Source organism: Arthrobacter sp. P1_B4, assembly GCF_056406555.1.
In genome coordinates, this window is record NZ_JBFTZW010000002.1 from 164,926 (window position 1) to 181,083 (window position 16,158).

11 protein-coding genes are annotated in these 16,158 nt (G+C 67.5%); 9 read left to right on the forward strand and 2 right to left on the reverse strand.

Annotated elements, in window-relative coordinates:
- Window positions 1-71 precede the first annotated feature (71 nt).
- On the forward strand, window positions 72-2,090 hold the full coding sequence (locus AC1D1W_RS02015; RefSeq protein ID WP_476942792.1) for a penicillin-binding transpeptidase domain-containing protein: 2,019 nt from the start codon (window positions 72-74) through the stop codon (window positions 2,088-2,090).
- A 110-nt stretch (window positions 2,091-2,200) separates the two neighbouring features.
- Here the strand turns inward: AC1D1W_RS02015 and AC1D1W_RS02020 are convergent, their stop codons facing one another.
- Both AC1D1W_RS02020 and AC1D1W_RS02025 read right to left on the reverse strand, forming a co-directional pair.
- Window positions 2,201-3,574: an aminotransferase class III-fold pyridoxal phosphate-dependent enzyme gene (locus AC1D1W_RS02020; RefSeq protein ID WP_476942793.1), complete on the reverse strand. Its 1,374-nt coding sequence runs from the start codon at window positions 3,572-3,574 to the stop codon at window positions 2,201-2,203.
- Between the two features lie 27 nt (window positions 3,575-3,601).
- Complete coding sequence (locus AC1D1W_RS02025) at window positions 3,602-5,089, reverse strand: CoA-acylating methylmalonate-semialdehyde dehydrogenase (protein WP_476942794.1); 1,488 nt, start codon at window positions 5,087-5,089, stop codon at window positions 3,602-3,604.
- A 113-nt stretch (window positions 5,090-5,202) separates the two neighbouring features.
- On the opposite strand from AC1D1W_RS02025, the gene AC1D1W_RS02030 reads away from it, so the two are divergent.
- The 8 genes from AC1D1W_RS02030 to AC1D1W_RS02065 all read left to right on the forward strand — a co-directional run bounded on the left by AC1D1W_RS02030 (window position 5,203) and on the right by AC1D1W_RS02065 (window position 16,146).
- Complete coding sequence (locus AC1D1W_RS02030; RefSeq protein WP_476942795.1) at window positions 5,203-6,882, forward strand: PucR family transcriptional regulator; 1,680 nt, start codon at window positions 5,203-5,205, stop codon at window positions 6,880-6,882.
- Between the two features lie 33 nt (window positions 6,883-6,915).
- On the forward strand, window positions 6,916-7,833 hold the full coding sequence (locus AC1D1W_RS02035) for a LysR family transcriptional regulator (RefSeq protein WP_243178134.1): 918 nt from the start codon (window positions 6,916-6,918) through the stop codon (window positions 7,831-7,833).
- A 387-nt stretch (window positions 7,834-8,220) separates the two neighbouring features.
- Window positions 8,221-9,591 carry an MFS transporter gene (locus AC1D1W_RS02040; protein ID WP_476942796.1) on the forward strand — a complete coding sequence of 457 codons (1,371 nt, stop codon included), beginning with the start codon at window positions 8,221-8,223 and terminating at the stop codon, window positions 9,589-9,591.
- 44 nt (window positions 9,592-9,635) lie between these two features.
- On the forward strand, window positions 9,636-10,901 hold the full coding sequence (locus AC1D1W_RS02045) for a M20 family metallo-hydrolase (RefSeq protein ID WP_476942797.1): 1,266 nt from the start codon (window positions 9,636-9,638) through the stop codon (window positions 10,899-10,901).
- Entirely contained in the window at window positions 10,898-12,337 is a 1,440-nt protein-coding gene (locus AC1D1W_RS02050; RefSeq protein ID WP_476942798.1) for an amidase, read from the forward strand. Before AC1D1W_RS02045 ends, AC1D1W_RS02050 begins: the two co-directional genes overlap by 4 nt.
- Before the next feature lie 46 nt (window positions 12,338-12,383).
- The gene (locus AC1D1W_RS02055; protein WP_476942799.1) at window positions 12,384-14,066 is read left to right on the forward strand and encodes an ABC-F family ATP-binding cassette domain-containing protein; all 1,683 of its coding nucleotides are present in this window, start codon (window positions 12,384-12,386) and stop codon (window positions 14,064-14,066) included.
- A 122-nt stretch (window positions 14,067-14,188) separates the two neighbouring features.
- The gene (locus AC1D1W_RS02060; protein ID WP_028277647.1) at window positions 14,189-14,962 is read left to right on the forward strand and encodes a DeoR/GlpR family DNA-binding transcription regulator; all 774 of its coding nucleotides are present in this window, start codon (window positions 14,189-14,191) and stop codon (window positions 14,960-14,962) included.
- Window positions 14,959-16,146 (forward strand): MFS transporter, encoded by a 1,188-nt coding sequence (locus AC1D1W_RS02065; RefSeq protein WP_476942800.1) that lies wholly within the window; start codon window positions 14,959-14,961, stop codon window positions 16,144-16,146. Before AC1D1W_RS02060 ends, AC1D1W_RS02065 begins: the two co-directional genes overlap by 4 nt.
- Window positions 16,147-16,158 lie beyond the last annotated feature (12 nt).

The following is a 16,158-nucleotide window of genomic DNA, read 5'->3' on the forward strand; positions in this document are numbered from 1 at the left end:
CGGGTGACGGTGCTAAGTGACGGTGTTATGTGACAACGGACTTGTCGGTGGCCCGGGGCATAATGGGCGCCATGGGGAACTCATCAAAACTTGCACTGGCCCTTGTGGGCCTTGTTCTTGGCGGCTCGCTGGTCGCCTGCGGCGACGGCCGTGAGGGCGCCGAAAGCGCTGCCAAACAGCTCGCCTCCGCGGTGTCCGCGCTCGACGTCGGATCCGTTGCCTTTGAGGGCAAGGACTCCGGTGCCGCTAAAGACCAGCTCAAGGAAATATTCAAGGGGCTTGACCCGGCCCGCCCTGCAGTGGAAAGCGGCCAACTGACGCTGGAGGCCGATAAGGCCACGGTCCCGCTCAACTACCGCTGGAAGATCGGCTCCGAAGAGTGGAAGTACACCACCTTCGCCGAGTTCAAGAAGTCTGGCGACAAGTGGCTGACGGTCTGGAACCCGGCCACCCTGGTCCCCGAGCTGGCCGAAGGCGAGCTCGTCGGCTCGGCAACCCATTCGCCGTCGCGCGCCGACATCCTGGGCGCCGGCGGGGTCCCGCTGGTCACGTACCGGCCCGTGGTCAATGTTGGCATCGACAAGCCGGCGCTCGGCGGTGCAGACGCCGCCGATTCCGCCACCAAGCTTGCCCAACTGGTGGGGGTCGACTCGGCGGCGTACGGGCAGCAGGTCGCGGCGGCCGGCCCCGAGGCGTTCGTTGCCGCCATCACTTTGCGTGAAGAAGGACGGACCATCACCGATGCTCAGATCGGCGAGATTCCCGGCGCCCGCGCCATCCGGGACTCCCTTCCGCTGGCACCAAACCGCACCTTCGCCCGCGCCCTGCTGGGCACCGCAGCGGAGGCGAATGCAGAACAGATCGAAAAATCGAACGGGGCACTCAAAGCCGGGGACACCACGGGCACCGGTGGCCTGCAACAGCAATACGACGCGCAGCTTCGCGGCAGCGACGGCATTCAGGTCTTCGCCGAGAAGGCAGGCCTCACCGCCGCAGAGAAGCAGGCTCTGCCCAATGCGGGACGCCGCGTACTTTTTCAAACTGAGATAAAAGAAGGCACCCCGCTGAAAACCACCCTGGACCCGAAGCTGCAGCAGCTCGCGGAAGACGTCCTCGGCAAGGTCGGCCCGGCGTCGGCCATTGTGGCGCTCCGGCCCTCCAGCGGCGCCGTCCTGGCAGCCGCCTCCGGGCCGGGCAGCAACGGCTACGACACCGCGATGCTGGGACAGTATGCCCCTGGATCGATCTTCAAGATGGTCGATTCCCTGGCCATGTTCCGCAACGGCATGACGCCCGACTCCAAGGTGGACTGCCCGCCCACCCTCACGGTGGACGGCCGCACCTTCAAGAACGCCGAGGGATACCCTGAGTCCTCCCTGGGGTCCGTGACGCTGCGCGACGCCTTTGCGCACTCCTGCAACACCGCGTTCATCAACGCCCGCGACACCGTCACCCAGGCACAGCTCGAATCCGCCGCGACCTCGCTGGGCGTGGCAGTTGAAGCACCCGCGCTCGGCGCGGCCGCATTCCTCGGCTCCGTCCCCGGGGATGCCGAAGGAACCGAACATGCCGCCTCCATGATCGGCCAGGGCAAAGTGCTCCTGTCCCCCCTGGCCGCCGCCGTCATGGCCGGCTCGGTGGCCAAGGGAGCCCCGGTGGCCGCCCAGCTGGTATTGAATCCGAACGAGGGCGCCAGTCCTCCAGATGCCCAAGGCGCCGCCCCCACAGGAACGGCTACCGCCGGCACGTCGCCGGCTGCCCCGGCCTCTGGTGACGCGACACCGTCGGCCCCCGCACCGGCCACGGCCGTCGAAAAGCCGGTGACTGCAGCGGAAGCCGCGGCGCTGGCTGACATGATGCGGGCCGTCGTCACCAGCGGACATGCCGGGTTCCTGGCCTCCGTCCCGGGCGAGCCCGTCGGGGCGAAGACCGGAACGGCCGAGTTCGGCAACGACACCCCGCCCAAGACCCACGCCTGGATCGTGGCCGTGCACGGTGACCTCGCCGTCGCCGTGTTCGTCGAGGACGGCGGACTCGGGGCCACCACGTCCGGGCCGCTGCTCAAGGAGTTCCTGACCCGGGCCGGCTGAGCGGACGGGAAAAGTCCGAGTCGCCGGAAATTCTGCGCCGAAATGGCGGATGCTCCCCCGCGTTGTGCGGGGGAGCATCCGTCTTTCGATGTCAATAGTGCGGGAGCGCCTCAGGCGGCAAAGCCGTCCGCGATGTCCAACACGGCGTCCAGTACCGCCAAGCCCTTCTGGGTGTCTTCCACGCTGGTGTTGCACGGCGGGACAACATGGATTCGGTTGAAGTTCGCGAACGGGAGCAGCCCGCGGGACTTGCAGGCCGCCACCAGCTGGTTCATTTCCGGGCTTGAGCCGCCGTACGGGGCCAGGGGCTCGCGGGTCTTCCGGTCCTTGACGAGTTCGATCGCCCAGAAGACGCCCTTGCCGCGGACTTCACCAACGGAGCGGTGGCGCTCGGTGAATCCACGCAGGGCCGGGCCGATTACCTTCTCGCCGAGGGCTGCCGCGTGCTGGACGATCTGTTCATTCTCCATCGCGTTGATGGTCGCGACGGCGGCAGCCGCCGCGAGCGGGTGGCCAGAATAGGTCAGGCCGCCGGGGTAGACACGCTTGCCGAACGTGGCTGCGATCTCCGGACTGATTGCCACTCCGCCCATCGGAACATAGCCGGAGTTCACGCCCTTGGCGAAGGTCAGCAGGTCCGGATCGACGTCGAAGTGCTCGACGGCGAACCAGGTTCCGGTGCGGCCGAAGCCGGACATAACTTCGTCGGCGATGAAGACGATGCCGTGCCGGGTGCAGAGCTCGCGGACGCCCTGCAAGTATCCCGGAGGCGGCACGTAGATCCCGGCCGTGCCCGGGATGCTTTCCAGGATGAGGGCGGCGATGGTGGACGGGCCTTCGAAGCTGATCAGCTGTTCCAAGTGTTCGAGGGCGCGCTGGCTTTCCTCCTCCTCGGTGGTGGAGTGGAAGGCGGTGCGGTACAGGTACGGCGGGAAGAAGTGGACGGTGCCGGTGCTGGCGGTGTCGCTGGGCCAGCGCCGGGGGTCGCCGGTGACGTTGATTGCCAGCTGGGTGCCGCCGTGGTACGAACGGTAGGCGGAGAGCACCTTGTGGCGGCCCGTGTGCAGACGGGCCATGCGGATGGCGTGCTCGTTGGCGTCGGCCCCGCCGTTGGTGAAGAAGATCTTGTTTAGTTCGCCGGGGGTGCGCCCGGCAATCAGGCGTGCAGCTTCGGAGCGCGCGTCGTTGACGTAACTCGGGGCGATCGTGCACAGCTTGGTGGCCTGTGCTGCGATGGCGGACACGACGGCGGGGTGCTGGTGGCCGATGTTGGTGTTGACCAGCTGCGAGGAGAAGTCCAGGTACTTGTTGCCGTCGCCGTCCCAGACGTGGGAGCCCTCGGCCGCGGAGATGACCATGGGATCGATGAGGTCCTGGGCGGACCAGGAGTGGAAGACGTGCTTGCGGTCCAGTTCATAGGCGCGGCGGGCGCCCTCGGCGGCCTCCTGCTGCGGGAGGGTTACGTTTTCAAGGGTCGAGGTCATGACAGCTGCCTTTCGGATTCGGGTGGCTTAGGCGTTCTGCGGGAAGCCGAGGTTGATGCCGCCGTGGCTTGGATCCAGCCAGCGGGAGGTGACCGCCTTGCCGCGGGTGAAGAAACCGACGCCCTCGGTGCCGTGGGCGTGGGTATCCCCGAACAGCGAGTTTTTCCAGCCGCCGAAGGAGTAGTAGGCCATGGGGACCGGAACGGGGACGTTGATGCCCACCATGCCCACCTCCACTTCGTTCTCGAAGCGCCGCGCCGCGCCGCCGTCGTTGGTGAAGATGGCGGTGCCGTTGCCGTATGGGTTGCCGTTGATCATCTCGAGCGCCTCGTCGTAGCTGTCAACGCGAAGCACGGACAGGACCGGACCGAAGATCTCGTCCTGATAGATGGACATGTCCGGAGTCACCTTGTCGAAAAGCGTGGGTCCGACGAAGAACCCGTCACCTTCCGCGTCGGCGGCGATGTTGCGGCCGTCGACGACGAGTTGGGCCCCGGCAGCTTCGCCGGCATCAATGTAGCCGGCAACCTTGTCCCGGTGCTGGGCCGTCACCAGCGGGCCCATGTCGCAGCCGCGCAGCCCGTCGCCGGTGCGCAGGGAAGCCGCACGTTGGGCAATCTTGTCCACCAGTTCATCAGCGATTTCGCCCACCGCGAGCAAGGCAGAGATGGCCATGCACCGTTCGCCCGCCGATCCGAATCCGGCATTGATGGCGGCGTCGGCGGCCAGGTCAAGATCGGCGTCGGGCAGCACGATCATGTGGTTCTTTGCTCCGCCAAGGGCCTGGACGCGCTTTCCGTTGGCCGTCGCGGTCTGATAGACGTACTTGGCGATCGGGGTGGAGCCGACGAAGGAGACGGCTTTGATGTCCGGGTGGTTGAGCAAGGCGTCAACGGCCACCTTGTCGCCGTGCAGGACGTTGAAGACGCCGTCCGGCAGGCCGGCTTCTTTCCAGAGTTCGGCCATCCAGTTCACGGCCGTGGGGTCCTTTTCGCTGGGCTTGACGACGACCGTGTTGCCGGCGGCGATGGCAAGCGGGAAGAACCACATCGGCACCATGGCCGGGAAGTTGAACGGGCTGATGACTGCGACCGGACCCAGGGCCTGGCGGATGGAGTGGACGTCCACGTTGGTGGACGCGTTCTCGGTGTAGCTGCCCTTGAGCAGGTGGGGAATGCCGCACGCGAACTCGACGACTTCCTGGCCTCTGGTGACTTCTCCGAGGGCATCATCCAGGACTTTTCCGTGCTCGGAGGTGATGATGGCGGCGAGTTCGCCCTTGCGGGAGTTGAGCAGTTCGCGAAAGGCGAAGAGGATCTGGGTGCGGCGGGCAATCGAGGTGTCTCGCCATGCGGGGAACGCGGCCTTGGCCGCGGCAATGGCGGCGTGGCTCTCGTCCTGGCTCGCGAGCGAAACCTGGCCTGTGACCTTGCCCGTGGCCGGGTTGGTCACCGGGGCCGTGCGCGCGCCGGCGGGGACGTAGCTGCCGTTGATCCAGTGCTCGATGATGTGCAAGGTTTCTCCTCATGCGGTATTCGGGGGTGCGTTGAGTCCAGTGTCCCTACCGGGAGACGGCACCATAAGTGCCAGTGTGTAAGGAGAATCACAGCCTCGTTTACACTATGTAAATGTTGCCCACCGTCGGCTCGATCCTTGACCTTCCCGTTCTCCGCGAGGCCGCGCCGCTCCTGCTCGGCGGCGCCGGGGCCCTCGACAACCCCGTGCGCTGGGTCCACGTGAGCGAATTGCTCGACATTTCCGGGCTGCTGTCGGGCGGGGAGCTGGTGCTTACCACCGGACTGGAGCTGGAAAAGGAACCCGGGCTTACGGCGTCGTTCATCAGATCCTTGGAAAAGGCGGCAGCGTCCGGCCTGATTGTTGAACTCGTCGGCGATAGGAAGCGCAGTATGGAAGCGCTGCGCGGGGCCGCACTGGCCGCGGCCATGCCCGTGATCGTGGTGGAACGCCGGGTGCGGTTCGTCCAGATCACCGAAATTGTGCACCGGATCATCGTCGCCGAGCAGCTGGAACGGGTGGAACGCGCCCGCGACGTCCACGAAGCCTTCACGGTGCTGAGCCTGGAAAGCGCCGGGACCGGGCAGGTCGTGGAGCAGGCAGCGGTCATGATCGGCGCCCCGGTGGTCCTGGAGGACCTCTCGCACCTCGTCCTCGCATACTCGGCCCGGCCGCTGCGGACCACCGAACTGCTGGAGGACTGGGAGCGGCGGTCGCGGACCACACCGTCGCCGCCCGAGACGAGCCGCGCCGGGCCCGAGGCCTGGCTGCAGACGCCGGTTGGCGTGCGCGGGAACGTCTGGGGGCGGCTGGTGGTGCCGGTCGCCCTCGACGACGACGGCGCGGCGGCCATGGTGCTGGAACGTGCGGCCCAGACCCTGGCGATCAACCGGCTCGCCGAACGGGACCGGCGAGAGCTGAGCCACCAGGCGCAGGCGGGGCTTCTCAACGCCCTGCGTCAGCCCCGCGGGCTGGGCGAGGACGAGGCGGAGGCCCGTGCCGCGGCGCTGGGACTCAGGCGGTCGCCGTTCTACCTGCCGGTTGTGTTCCGGAGCGGCGGACCAGCCTATGGCCCCTCAGCTGGGGCAGCGGGAGGCGGCATCGATCCACTGGCCGGGCAACAGGAGGAACGTGCCCTGCTGGAGCAGCTCGCCAGGGCCCTCAAAGCCGTGTCAGGCAGCGCTTTGACCGCGAGCATCCGGTCCGGATCGGTGGGCATGATCCTGGCCATTCCTGCGAAGCAATTGGAGGATCCGACCCTCCAGCGTCTCGCCGATGCCCTCGCGGGCAGCGACATGCGGCCCGTGCCACCCTTCGGCGGAGACCGCCCCGGCAGTCCGGCGGAGGCGTCATGGAGCATCGGCGTGGGGCACCTGAGGGGTTCCTTGCTCGAAGCGGCGGCGGGCATTGACGAAGCAGCCCACGTCGCCGAAACCGCGGCGACGCTGCGGGGTGGCCGGAAGCCGTTCTACCGGGCGACGGATGTCCGGCTTCGCGGGCTGCTGGCCCTGCTCCGCAAGGATCCGCGGGTGCAGCAGTTCGCGGAGTCAGAACTGGAGGGTGTCCTGCAGACTGAGGCCCGGGACGGCGGCGGGCACCTGGAGCTGCTGGGCCGGTACCTCGAATCCGGGGGCAACAAAGCGGCGATGGCCCGCAGCGGCTTCCTGAGCCGTCCTACGCTCTATGCGCGGCTGGCCAAACTGGAGGAGCTCCTCGGCGTGGACCTCGACGACCCAGAATCCCGGACCTCGCTGCACGTCGCACTTCTCCTGCACCGGCTCCGGGGCCTGTGAGCGCGGATCCGCGCAGAATGCGAGCATTGACGAATGGCGAAGCCCTTTACCTTGACCCAGCTGCGGTATTTCGCGGTGGTGGCCGAGCTCGAAAACATGACGTCGGCCGCCGAAAGGCTGCTCGTGACCCAGTCCACCCTGTCCACGGCCATGGCCCAGCTAGAAGCAAGCTTGTCGACTCAGCTGTTTGTCCGGCTCAGGACCCGCGGCCTGCGGCTGACGCCGTCCGGCCGGCAGCTTGCCCAGGACATCAAGGTGCTGCTGGAGCATGCGGATTCGCTGTACGAGTCGGCCCGGGGGCTTGCGACAAGCCTGGTCGGAGAGCTCAAGGTGGGCGTGTTTTCGCCGCTGGCACCCTTCAGGCTTCCCGCAATCCTGCAGACCTTCGAAGTTCAGCATCCGGGGGTCGAGGTCTCCTTTCTGGAGGCCGATCTGGCGAGCCTGCAGACCGCCCTCCTCGAAGGGCAGTGCGATGTCGCGCTGATGTATGGTCTCGGCCTGGGCCGGGGCTTTACACACACGGTCCTCGAGCGGGTGCCCCCTCATGTGCTGGTCCATGCTGAACACCCTGCGGCGTCCCGGCCTGAGCGGAGCATCGCGCTGAAGGATCTGGACGGCGAACCCGCGGTGGTGCTGGATCTCCCGCACAGCCGGGACTACTACGAGCAGCTGTACGCGATCGCGGGCGTCGTTCCGAACGTCCGGCACCGCTTTGCCGGGTATGAAACGGTGCGCTCGTTTGTGGCGAAGGGGCACGGGTACGCAGTGCTGAACCAGCGGCTCCACAGCGACCTGACGTATTCCGGCGGCAGGGTGGTGGCCCTGACCCTGACGGACGACTTCCCGCCGATCGAGGTGATGCTGGTCCGCCCCGAGGGGGTGCAACCCACCCGTCGGGCACTGGCCTTTGAGGAGACCTGCATCCGTCTCTACGGTGCCGCCCGGCAGTAGCACGGGGAATTCCGCCGGCTTCTCGGCGACGATGACTGCGAAAATCCGAAAATCCGCAGTGATTGGCATCGGTAAAATCTATCGATTCGGCCAAAACAATCAATTGGACAGATGTGAACCGGATCACACACAGTTGGTCCAGTGCGGTGGTGCCGGCGGGAGTCCAATGGCAAATCCCGCGCAATGACGGCCCTTGGCCGAGTCCCGAAGCGCGACAACCATGTTGATCAAAGGAGATTCAATGGTTCCGATTCACGCCCCAGGTGTCCGACTTATGTCCGGGCCGTGCCTTGCCGGCAACACGGCGGCAACATCAGCAGATTTCATTTCCCGGGTCCGTAACACGGCAGGGAACTTCGGAAACACGGCGCCTCTAGCGTGGCTGTCATGACGATCAACGACATCACGGACCAGCCGGCGTCCGCTTCCCAGACCACAGCGTCTGCCCCGGCCCTGGACAAGGACACTTCGCGGTCCGGCCCCTTTGGCATCACCAAGATGCAGAAGCGGGTCCTCGCAGGGGGCAGCATCGGGCAGTTCATTGAATTCTACGATTTCACCCTCTACGGCCTCACCGCGGTCATCTTCTCCCAACTGTTCTTCCCCGGCAGCGACCCGGTCACGGCCATGCTTGCGACGTTCGCCACCTTCGGCGTCGCCTTCGTAGTCCGTCCCGTCGGCGGCCTGTTCTTCGGCGCGCTTGGCGACCGGATCGGCCGCCGCCGGGTCCTGACCATCACGCTCGTCGCCATCGGCGGGGCCACCGCCCTGATGGGGCTGCTGCCGACCTACGGCCAGATCGGCGCCTGGGCACCCGTTTTGCTGGTCCTCTGCCGGCTGATCCAGGGCTTCTCCGCCGGCGGCGAATCGGTGGGAGCGCCATCGTTTGTCTTCGAGCATGCCCCGGTCAGCCGCCGCGGGTTCTGGCTCAATATCACCATCGCCGCCACTGCGCTGCCCTCTGTCGTCGCCGGTTCGATGATCCTCGTCCTGAGCCAGTCAATGCCCAACGAGGCCTTCATGGCGTGGGGCTGGCGCCTGCCGTTCCTGCTCGCCCTGCCGCTCGCCCTCTTCGGCGTTTGGATCCGCAGCCGGACGGTGGAAAGCGATGCATTCAATGAGGCCAAGGCTGCCCGGACCAAGGAATTCAGCCCGGTCCGCGAAGCCTTCCGCGAAAACCGGCTCCGCATGGTCCAGGTCATCTTTGTCATGGGCCTCACCGCAATGGGCTTCTACTTCCTCTCGGCCTATTTCGTCTCGTATGTCCAGACCACGGGCCACTTGAGCCGTGAGCAGTCCCTCCTGGTCAACGCCGCCGCCCTCGCCCTCTACGCCGTCCTGCTTCCTCTCGGCGGCCGGCTCGGCGACCGCTTCGGCCGCAAACCAATGCTGATTGCCGGTTCGGCCGCGCTGGCCCTGCTTTCAGTGCCGAGTTTCATGCTGGTGACCAGCGGAAGCCTCCCTCTCGCCCTCCTGGGCCAGTCCCTCTTCGTGGTGGCGCTCTGCATTTACGGCGGAGGCTGCTACACCTTCTTCGTTGAAATCTTCACCACCCGCACCCGCTTCACGTCGGCGGCAATCAGCTACAACGGCGCCTACGCCCTCTTCGGCGGCACTGCACCGTTCATCGGGACCGCCCTCGTCGGCGGCACCGGGGTGCCTCACGCGCCCGGCTTCTACATGGGCGCGGCCGCCGCCGTCGTGCTCCTTCTGGTGCTCTTCACCAAGGTTCCCGAGACGCGCGGCCGCATGGGCTAAGCCGCCGCCCCACCATCTCAACCGCAACTTACAAAGGATTTCCCATGACCTCAGCAGCTTTCCTCGAAGACTTCCACCACGTGGCCACCATCGGCGCCACCCGCGACAACGGCGTCGACCGCCAGGCGGCGACCCCGGAGGATGCGCAGACACGCCACTGGTTCGCCGGGTGGGTGCGCGACGCCGGATGGGAACTCCGGGTGGACGGGATCGGCAACATGTTCGGACTTCTGGAGTGGACGCGGGGGGCGCCCTATGTGCTGATCGGATCCCACCTGGACAGCCAGCCGCTAGGCGGCCGGTTCGACGGCGCGTACGGCGTCGTAGCCGCCCTGCACGCGGCCGGGCGGCTGGACGCCGAGGTTGCGGAGGGCGGCGCCGCGCCGCGGTTCAACCTGGCGGTGGTGAATTGGTTCAACGAGGAAGGCGGCCGGTTCGCGCCGAGCATCATGGGAAGTTCGGTGTTTGCGGGACTCCTGCAGCGGGAACAAATGCTGGATGTGGCGGACCTGCAAGGCATCACGGTCCGTGAGGCGCTGGACGGCATCGGGTACCTCGGCACGTCTGAGGGGCCCGAGGCGGCCGGCTACGCCGAGATCCACATCGAGCAGGGCCGGGTCCTGGAACGCGAGGGCATCTCCATCGGTCTGGTCGACAGCAGCTGGTACACCCAGAAACTGGACATCGAAGTGCTGGGCGAACAGTCGCATACCGGAGCGACGGCCATGGCCGACCGGCACGACGCCCTGGTGGCAGCCTCCAAGATCATCCTTATGGTGCACGACGTCACTGCGGAGTTTGCCGAGGAGGCCCTCGTCTCATCGGTGGGGCAGCTGACCCTCGAACCGAACTCGCCCATTGTGGTGGCCCGAAGGGTCCACCTCGTCGCGGACCTCCGCTCCGGCGATCCGGACATCGTCAAGGCGGCCCGCGCCAAGCTCATCGAGGACATCGACGTGCTGGCACGCGAGCACGACATCAAAGTCAATGTGAAGGACTTCGACATCCGTCCGATCCGCCGCTTCCCCGAAGGCGGACTTGAACTCGCGGACAGGGTGGCTGCAGACCTGGGCCTTTCCGCGCGGCGGATCCAGACCATGGCCGGCCACGATTCCGTCGCCATGAACACGGTGGCGCCGACAGTCATGCTCTTCATTCCCAGCGTGGACGGCGTCTCGCACTGCGAACGGGAATTCAGCACCGACGAGGACATGGTTGACGGGGTGGACATGCTCACCGGTGTGGCCCGGGAGCTTGTTGCCGGCGCCCTCGCCGAAGCCTCCTCCCAGCCGGCAGCGGCCCTGGCATGACCGAGCTGCACTACCTCGACGCCGGCACGGCACTGGGGCTCTTCCGCTCCCGGGAGCTCTCGCCCGTGGAGCTCATGGAAGCGGTGATCGCCAGGACCGAGGCCGTCAACGGCGGAATCAACGCCCTGACGGAAACCCTGTTCGCAGAGGCGCTGTCTGCAGCACGGCAGGCCGCTGTCCGGTATGCGCGGGGCAGGGACCTCACGCCCTTGCTGGGGCTGCCGGTGGCCGCCAAGGAAAAGCACGGGCTCAGGGGACGCACCCTTTCGCAGGGGCTCGTAGCCCGCAAGGGGGAGTTGGCGCACGCGGACCATCCCGTCGTCGACCGAATCCGGCGTGCCGGCGGCATCATCCATGCCCGCACCACCACGCCCGAATACAGCTGCGCAACCGTCACCCACAGTCCCCTGTGGGGAGTCACACGCAATCCCTGGAACCGGCAGTATTCCCCGGGCGGCTCCTCCGGCGGTTCCGGGGCGGCACTGGCCGCCGGGCTGGCGCCGCTCGCCACCGCCTCCGACATTGCCGGGTCAACCCGCCTGCCGGCGTCGTTCACCGGGACCGTCGGCTACAAGGCACCCTACGGAAGGATTCCCGGCCTGGCCCCCCTCTCCGCGGACCACTACCGCGGCGACGGACCGATGGCACGGACCGTGGCGGACGCCGCCTTGCTGGCGAACGTCATGGCGGGCCGTCATCCGGGCGACCACACCTCGCTCGCCGGGAGTCCGGCGTTGTCCGGCCCGCCGGGTGCTGACGCCCGCTCGGCAGTGGCCGGCACGCGCATTGCGCTGTGCATCCGGCTGGGGAACTATCCCGTCGCTGCCGATGTTGAGGCAAATACGCGCGGCGTGGCCGCGGCCCTGCGTGATGCCGGTGCCGTGGTGGAAGAGATCGAGTTGCCCTGGACCACCGAGGACATCAGCCGGACAATGTTCACACATTTCGGCTACCTCCTCGGTCCGGCAATGGAGGACGAGACCGCAGACTCTCCCGAACTGCTGGCCCCGTACACACGGCGGTTCATGGCGGACGCGCGAAAAGCCGCCGCGGAAAACCGGTTCATCGACGGCATCCGGGCGGAAACCCGAATCCAGGCCGAGCTTGCCGCGGCGATGTCCGGCTTCGACGCCCTTCTCTGCCCGGCCTCGGCCGTGGCCGCCCTGGATGCAGACGGCATGTACCTTGACGGGATCGACGCCGGGGGCGAGCGGCTCGGGCACTACTGGCAGGGGCATATGACGGCGCCCTTCAACATCAGCAACCGCTGCCCCGTCCTTGCCGTGCCGAGCGGCATGGCCGACTGCGGCATCCCTACGGGTGTGCAGATCGTGGGCCATCCATTCGATGACGCCACAGTCTTCACCGTGGGCGCCGCCGTGGAGGCGGTGCGGCCCTGGGCCGGGCGCCGTCCGGAGCTCCTGGTGAACAGCTAGGCCCCCGGCCCCGGCCGGGCCGCCTGGCCGTGGGAAGATTGAACACGTGGCTCATATTGACGTATCCGGCATCGACTACTTCCTCTCCGACGGCACCCAGCTGCTCAACGGGGTGACGTTCAAGGTCCCGGACGGCACCAAGACGGCGCTGATCGGGCCCAACGGGACCGGCAAGACCACGCTGTTCCGCATCATTTCCGGCGACCTCGTCGCGGATGAAGGCGTGATCGGCCGCTCCGGCAACATGGGCATCATGCGCCAGTTCGTGGGCCAGGTCCGGGATGACTCCACGGTCCGCGACCTCCTGGTCTCCGCCGCCCCGCCCGCGCTGGCCACCGCCGCGCGTACCGTCGACGAGGCAGAGCTCGCCATGCTGGAGCACGACGACGAGCCCACCCAGATGGCCTATGCCCAGGCGATCGTGGATTGGGGAGACGCCGGCGGCTACGACGTCGAAACTGTCTGGGACGAGGTCTGCATGGCCGCCCTCGGCCTGCCGTTCGACCGGGCACAGCACCGCCCGGCGTCGAGCCTCTCCGGCGGTGAGCAGAAGCGGCTGGTCCTCGAGGCCCTCTTCGCCGGCCCCGACGAACTGCTGCTCCTGGACGAGCCGGACAACTACCTCGACGTCCCGGGCAAGCGCTGGCTCGAGGCCAAGCTGAACGAGTCAAAGAAGACCGTGTTCTTCATCAGCCACGACCGTGAACTGCTCAACAACGCCGCCGGCCGCATCGTCACGCTGGAACCGGGCATCAACGGCGCCGGCGCGTGGATCCACGGCGGCGGCTTCGGCTCCTACGTCGAGGCCCGGGCCGACCGGAACGCGCGCTTCGAAGAGCTGCGCAAACGCTGGGACGAGGAGCACGTCAAGCTCAAGGAACTCGTCAACATGTACAAGAACAAGGCCGCGTTCCGTTCCGACATGGCCAACCGCTATCACGCGGCGCAGACCCGGCTCGCGAAGTTCCTCGAGGCCGGCCCGCCCGAGGCCCTGCCGATCGAACAGAACGTGCAGATGCGGCTCAAGGGCGGTCGCACCGCCAAGCGGGCCGTCGTGGCGGAGAAACTGGAACTGACCGGCCTGATGAAGCCGTTCTCCACCGAGATCTGGTTCGGCGACCGGGTGGGCGTCCTCGGCTCCAACGGTTCGGGCAAGAGCCACTTCCTGCGCCTGCTCGCCACCGGCGGCACGGATCCGGAGCGGGAGCACCTGCCGGTGTCCGACGTCGAGATCGCGGAGGTGCCGCACGAGGGCACCGTGAAACTCGGCGCCAGGATCCGGCCCGGCTTCTTCGCCCAGACCCATGTCCGGCCCGACCTACTGGGCAAGACCCTGCTCGAAATCCTGCACCGGGGCGACGAGCACCGCTCGGGCATGGGCCGCGAAGCCGCCGCCGGGGCGCTGGACGGCTACGGGCTGGCGGGGCAGTCCGAGCAGAAGTACGAATCCCTCTCCGGCGGCCAGCAGGCCCGGTTCCAGATCCTGCTGCTGCAGCTCTCCGGCGCCACGCTGCTGCTGCTCGACGAGCCCACGGACAACCTGGACCTGCACTCGGCCGAGGCCCTGGAACGGGCGATCGACCACTTCGAAGGCACCGTCCTGGCGGTCACCCACGACCGCTGGTTCGCCCGCACCTTCGACCGCTTCCTGGTCTTCGGCTCCGACGGCAGGGTCTACGAGTCCGCCGAACCGGTCTGGGACGAAAAGCGCGTCGAGCGTGCCCGCTAACCCAAGCAGCGCGGGGTCACTTGGCGCCGGTCCCGAGGGGATTATGGGCGCCACGTGACCCCGCGCAGCCGTGCATTTGCGCAATAAATGATTAAATGATCACAAACCGCTAGCATTTGAGCATGAATACTGATGAGCGGCACCGCCTGATCGGCGGACTGCTGCGCGACCGGGAGCACGTGACGGTGGACGAGCTCATCGCCGCCTGCGGCGCCTCCGGTGCGACCGTCCGACGCGACCTCGACATCCTGGCCCTGCACGGCGTGCTGCGACGGGTCCACGGCGGAGCCAGGAGCCTGGTTTTCGGCGGTGAAAACCCGGAATACGGCCAACGCGAGCTGGAGGACCACACCGCCAAGGTGCGGATCGCTGCCGGGGTGGCGGCCATGCTTCCGGACCGCGGACACGTCTGGCTGGACAGCGGCACCACCGCCACGGAGATCGCCCGCCAGTTGCGCCAGCGTGAGATGACGATCATGCCGATGTCGCTGCGGGCCGTCACCGCGCTGTCCCCGGACGATGCTCCGGCCGGGCGCCGCCCCGAGCTCCTGATGCCCGGCGGCAGCCTCGTCCCCGGTGAACTTTCCTTCCGCGGTCCCATGACGGAATCCAACATCCGCTCGCTGCGCTTCGACGCCGCCGTCGTCACGCCCTGCGCCCTGAATCTCAAGGACGGGCTGTTGGCCCACGACCTCGACGACGCTGCCGTAAAGCGCGCCGGCCTGGAATCCGCGGCCCGGGTGATTGTCGCCTGTGCCGGAGCCAAATGGAACGCCAGCGCCGTAGCCCTCGTCGCCTCCCTGGACGCCGTGGACGCCATCGTGACCGACCGGCCGTTCAGCCCTGAAGAACTTGACCAACTCGCCCAACATTCGGTGGAAGCAGTGATCGTATGACCAGTACCGCAACCGTTCCGCAGCTGAAGGCTGCCACCGGGGCGACGTTCCTTGTCTTCGGGATCAATGGATTGGTCTTCGCCAGTTGGGCAGCCCGGATCCCCGCGGTGACGGAGATCCTGCACATCACCGCGGGCCAGATGGGAACCCTGTTGCTGTGCTTGGCGGTCGGTTCGCTGATCGCCCTGCCGACGGCCGGGTTCGTCGTCGGCCGGATCGGCACCGCCAACACCGTCCGCGGCGCCGGACTGGTGGCAGCGGCGGCCGGCGTCGGCGTGGCGCTGTCCCTGATGGCGGCCTCCGTCCCGGGGACGGCGATGGCCCTGTTCTTCTTCGGCATCGGCGTCGGCTTGTGGGATGTTTCGCAGAACATTGAAGGTGCCGACGTCGAACACCGGCTCGGGCGAACCATCATGCCGCAGTTCCACGCAGCCTTCAGCGGCGGCGCGTTCGTCGGCGCCCTGATCGGGGCCGGACTGTCCACCCTGGGGGTCGGGCTCCCGGAGCACCTGCTGGTCATCGCCGCCGTCGTCGCCGTACTGACCACGGTGGCCCCCCGGTATTTCCTGCCCCATCTGCCTGCCGAGGCACCCGCTCCAGGGGACGCGGAGCACGGCAAGGGCGGTTCGGCCTGGCGGGACGGCCGCACCCTGCTGATCGGCGTCGTCGTCCTCGGCGCCACCCTGACTGAAGGCGCCGGCAACGACTGGATTGCCAAGGCCTCGGTTGACGGCCTGGGCGCTGAACAATCCACGGGGGCGCTCCTGTTCGCCGCCTTCGTGCTGGCCATGACGGCCATGCGCTTCTTTGGTGGCCGCGCGATCGATGTCTACGGCCGCGTGGCCGTGCTGCGCGCCAGCATGGCAGCGGCAACGGCGGGCCTCTGCCTCTTCGTGTTCGCCGGCACCATCTGGCTGGCCGCGGCCGGTGCCGTGCTGTGGGGCGTGGGGGCCGCCCTCGCGTTCCCGATCGGGATGTCCGCCGCGGCGGACGACCCCAGGAAGGCGGCCGCCCGGGTGTCCGTCGTGTCCACGCTGGGGTACATTGCATTCCTCGCCGGGCCGCCCCTGTTGGGCTACCTGGGCGATGTGACCGGTATCAGGACCGCCCTGCTGGCGATCGGGATTCCGATTGTGGTGGCGCTGGTCCTGGCCGGAGCCGCGAAGCCGCTGCCCGCGAGGTAGCAGTATGGTGGT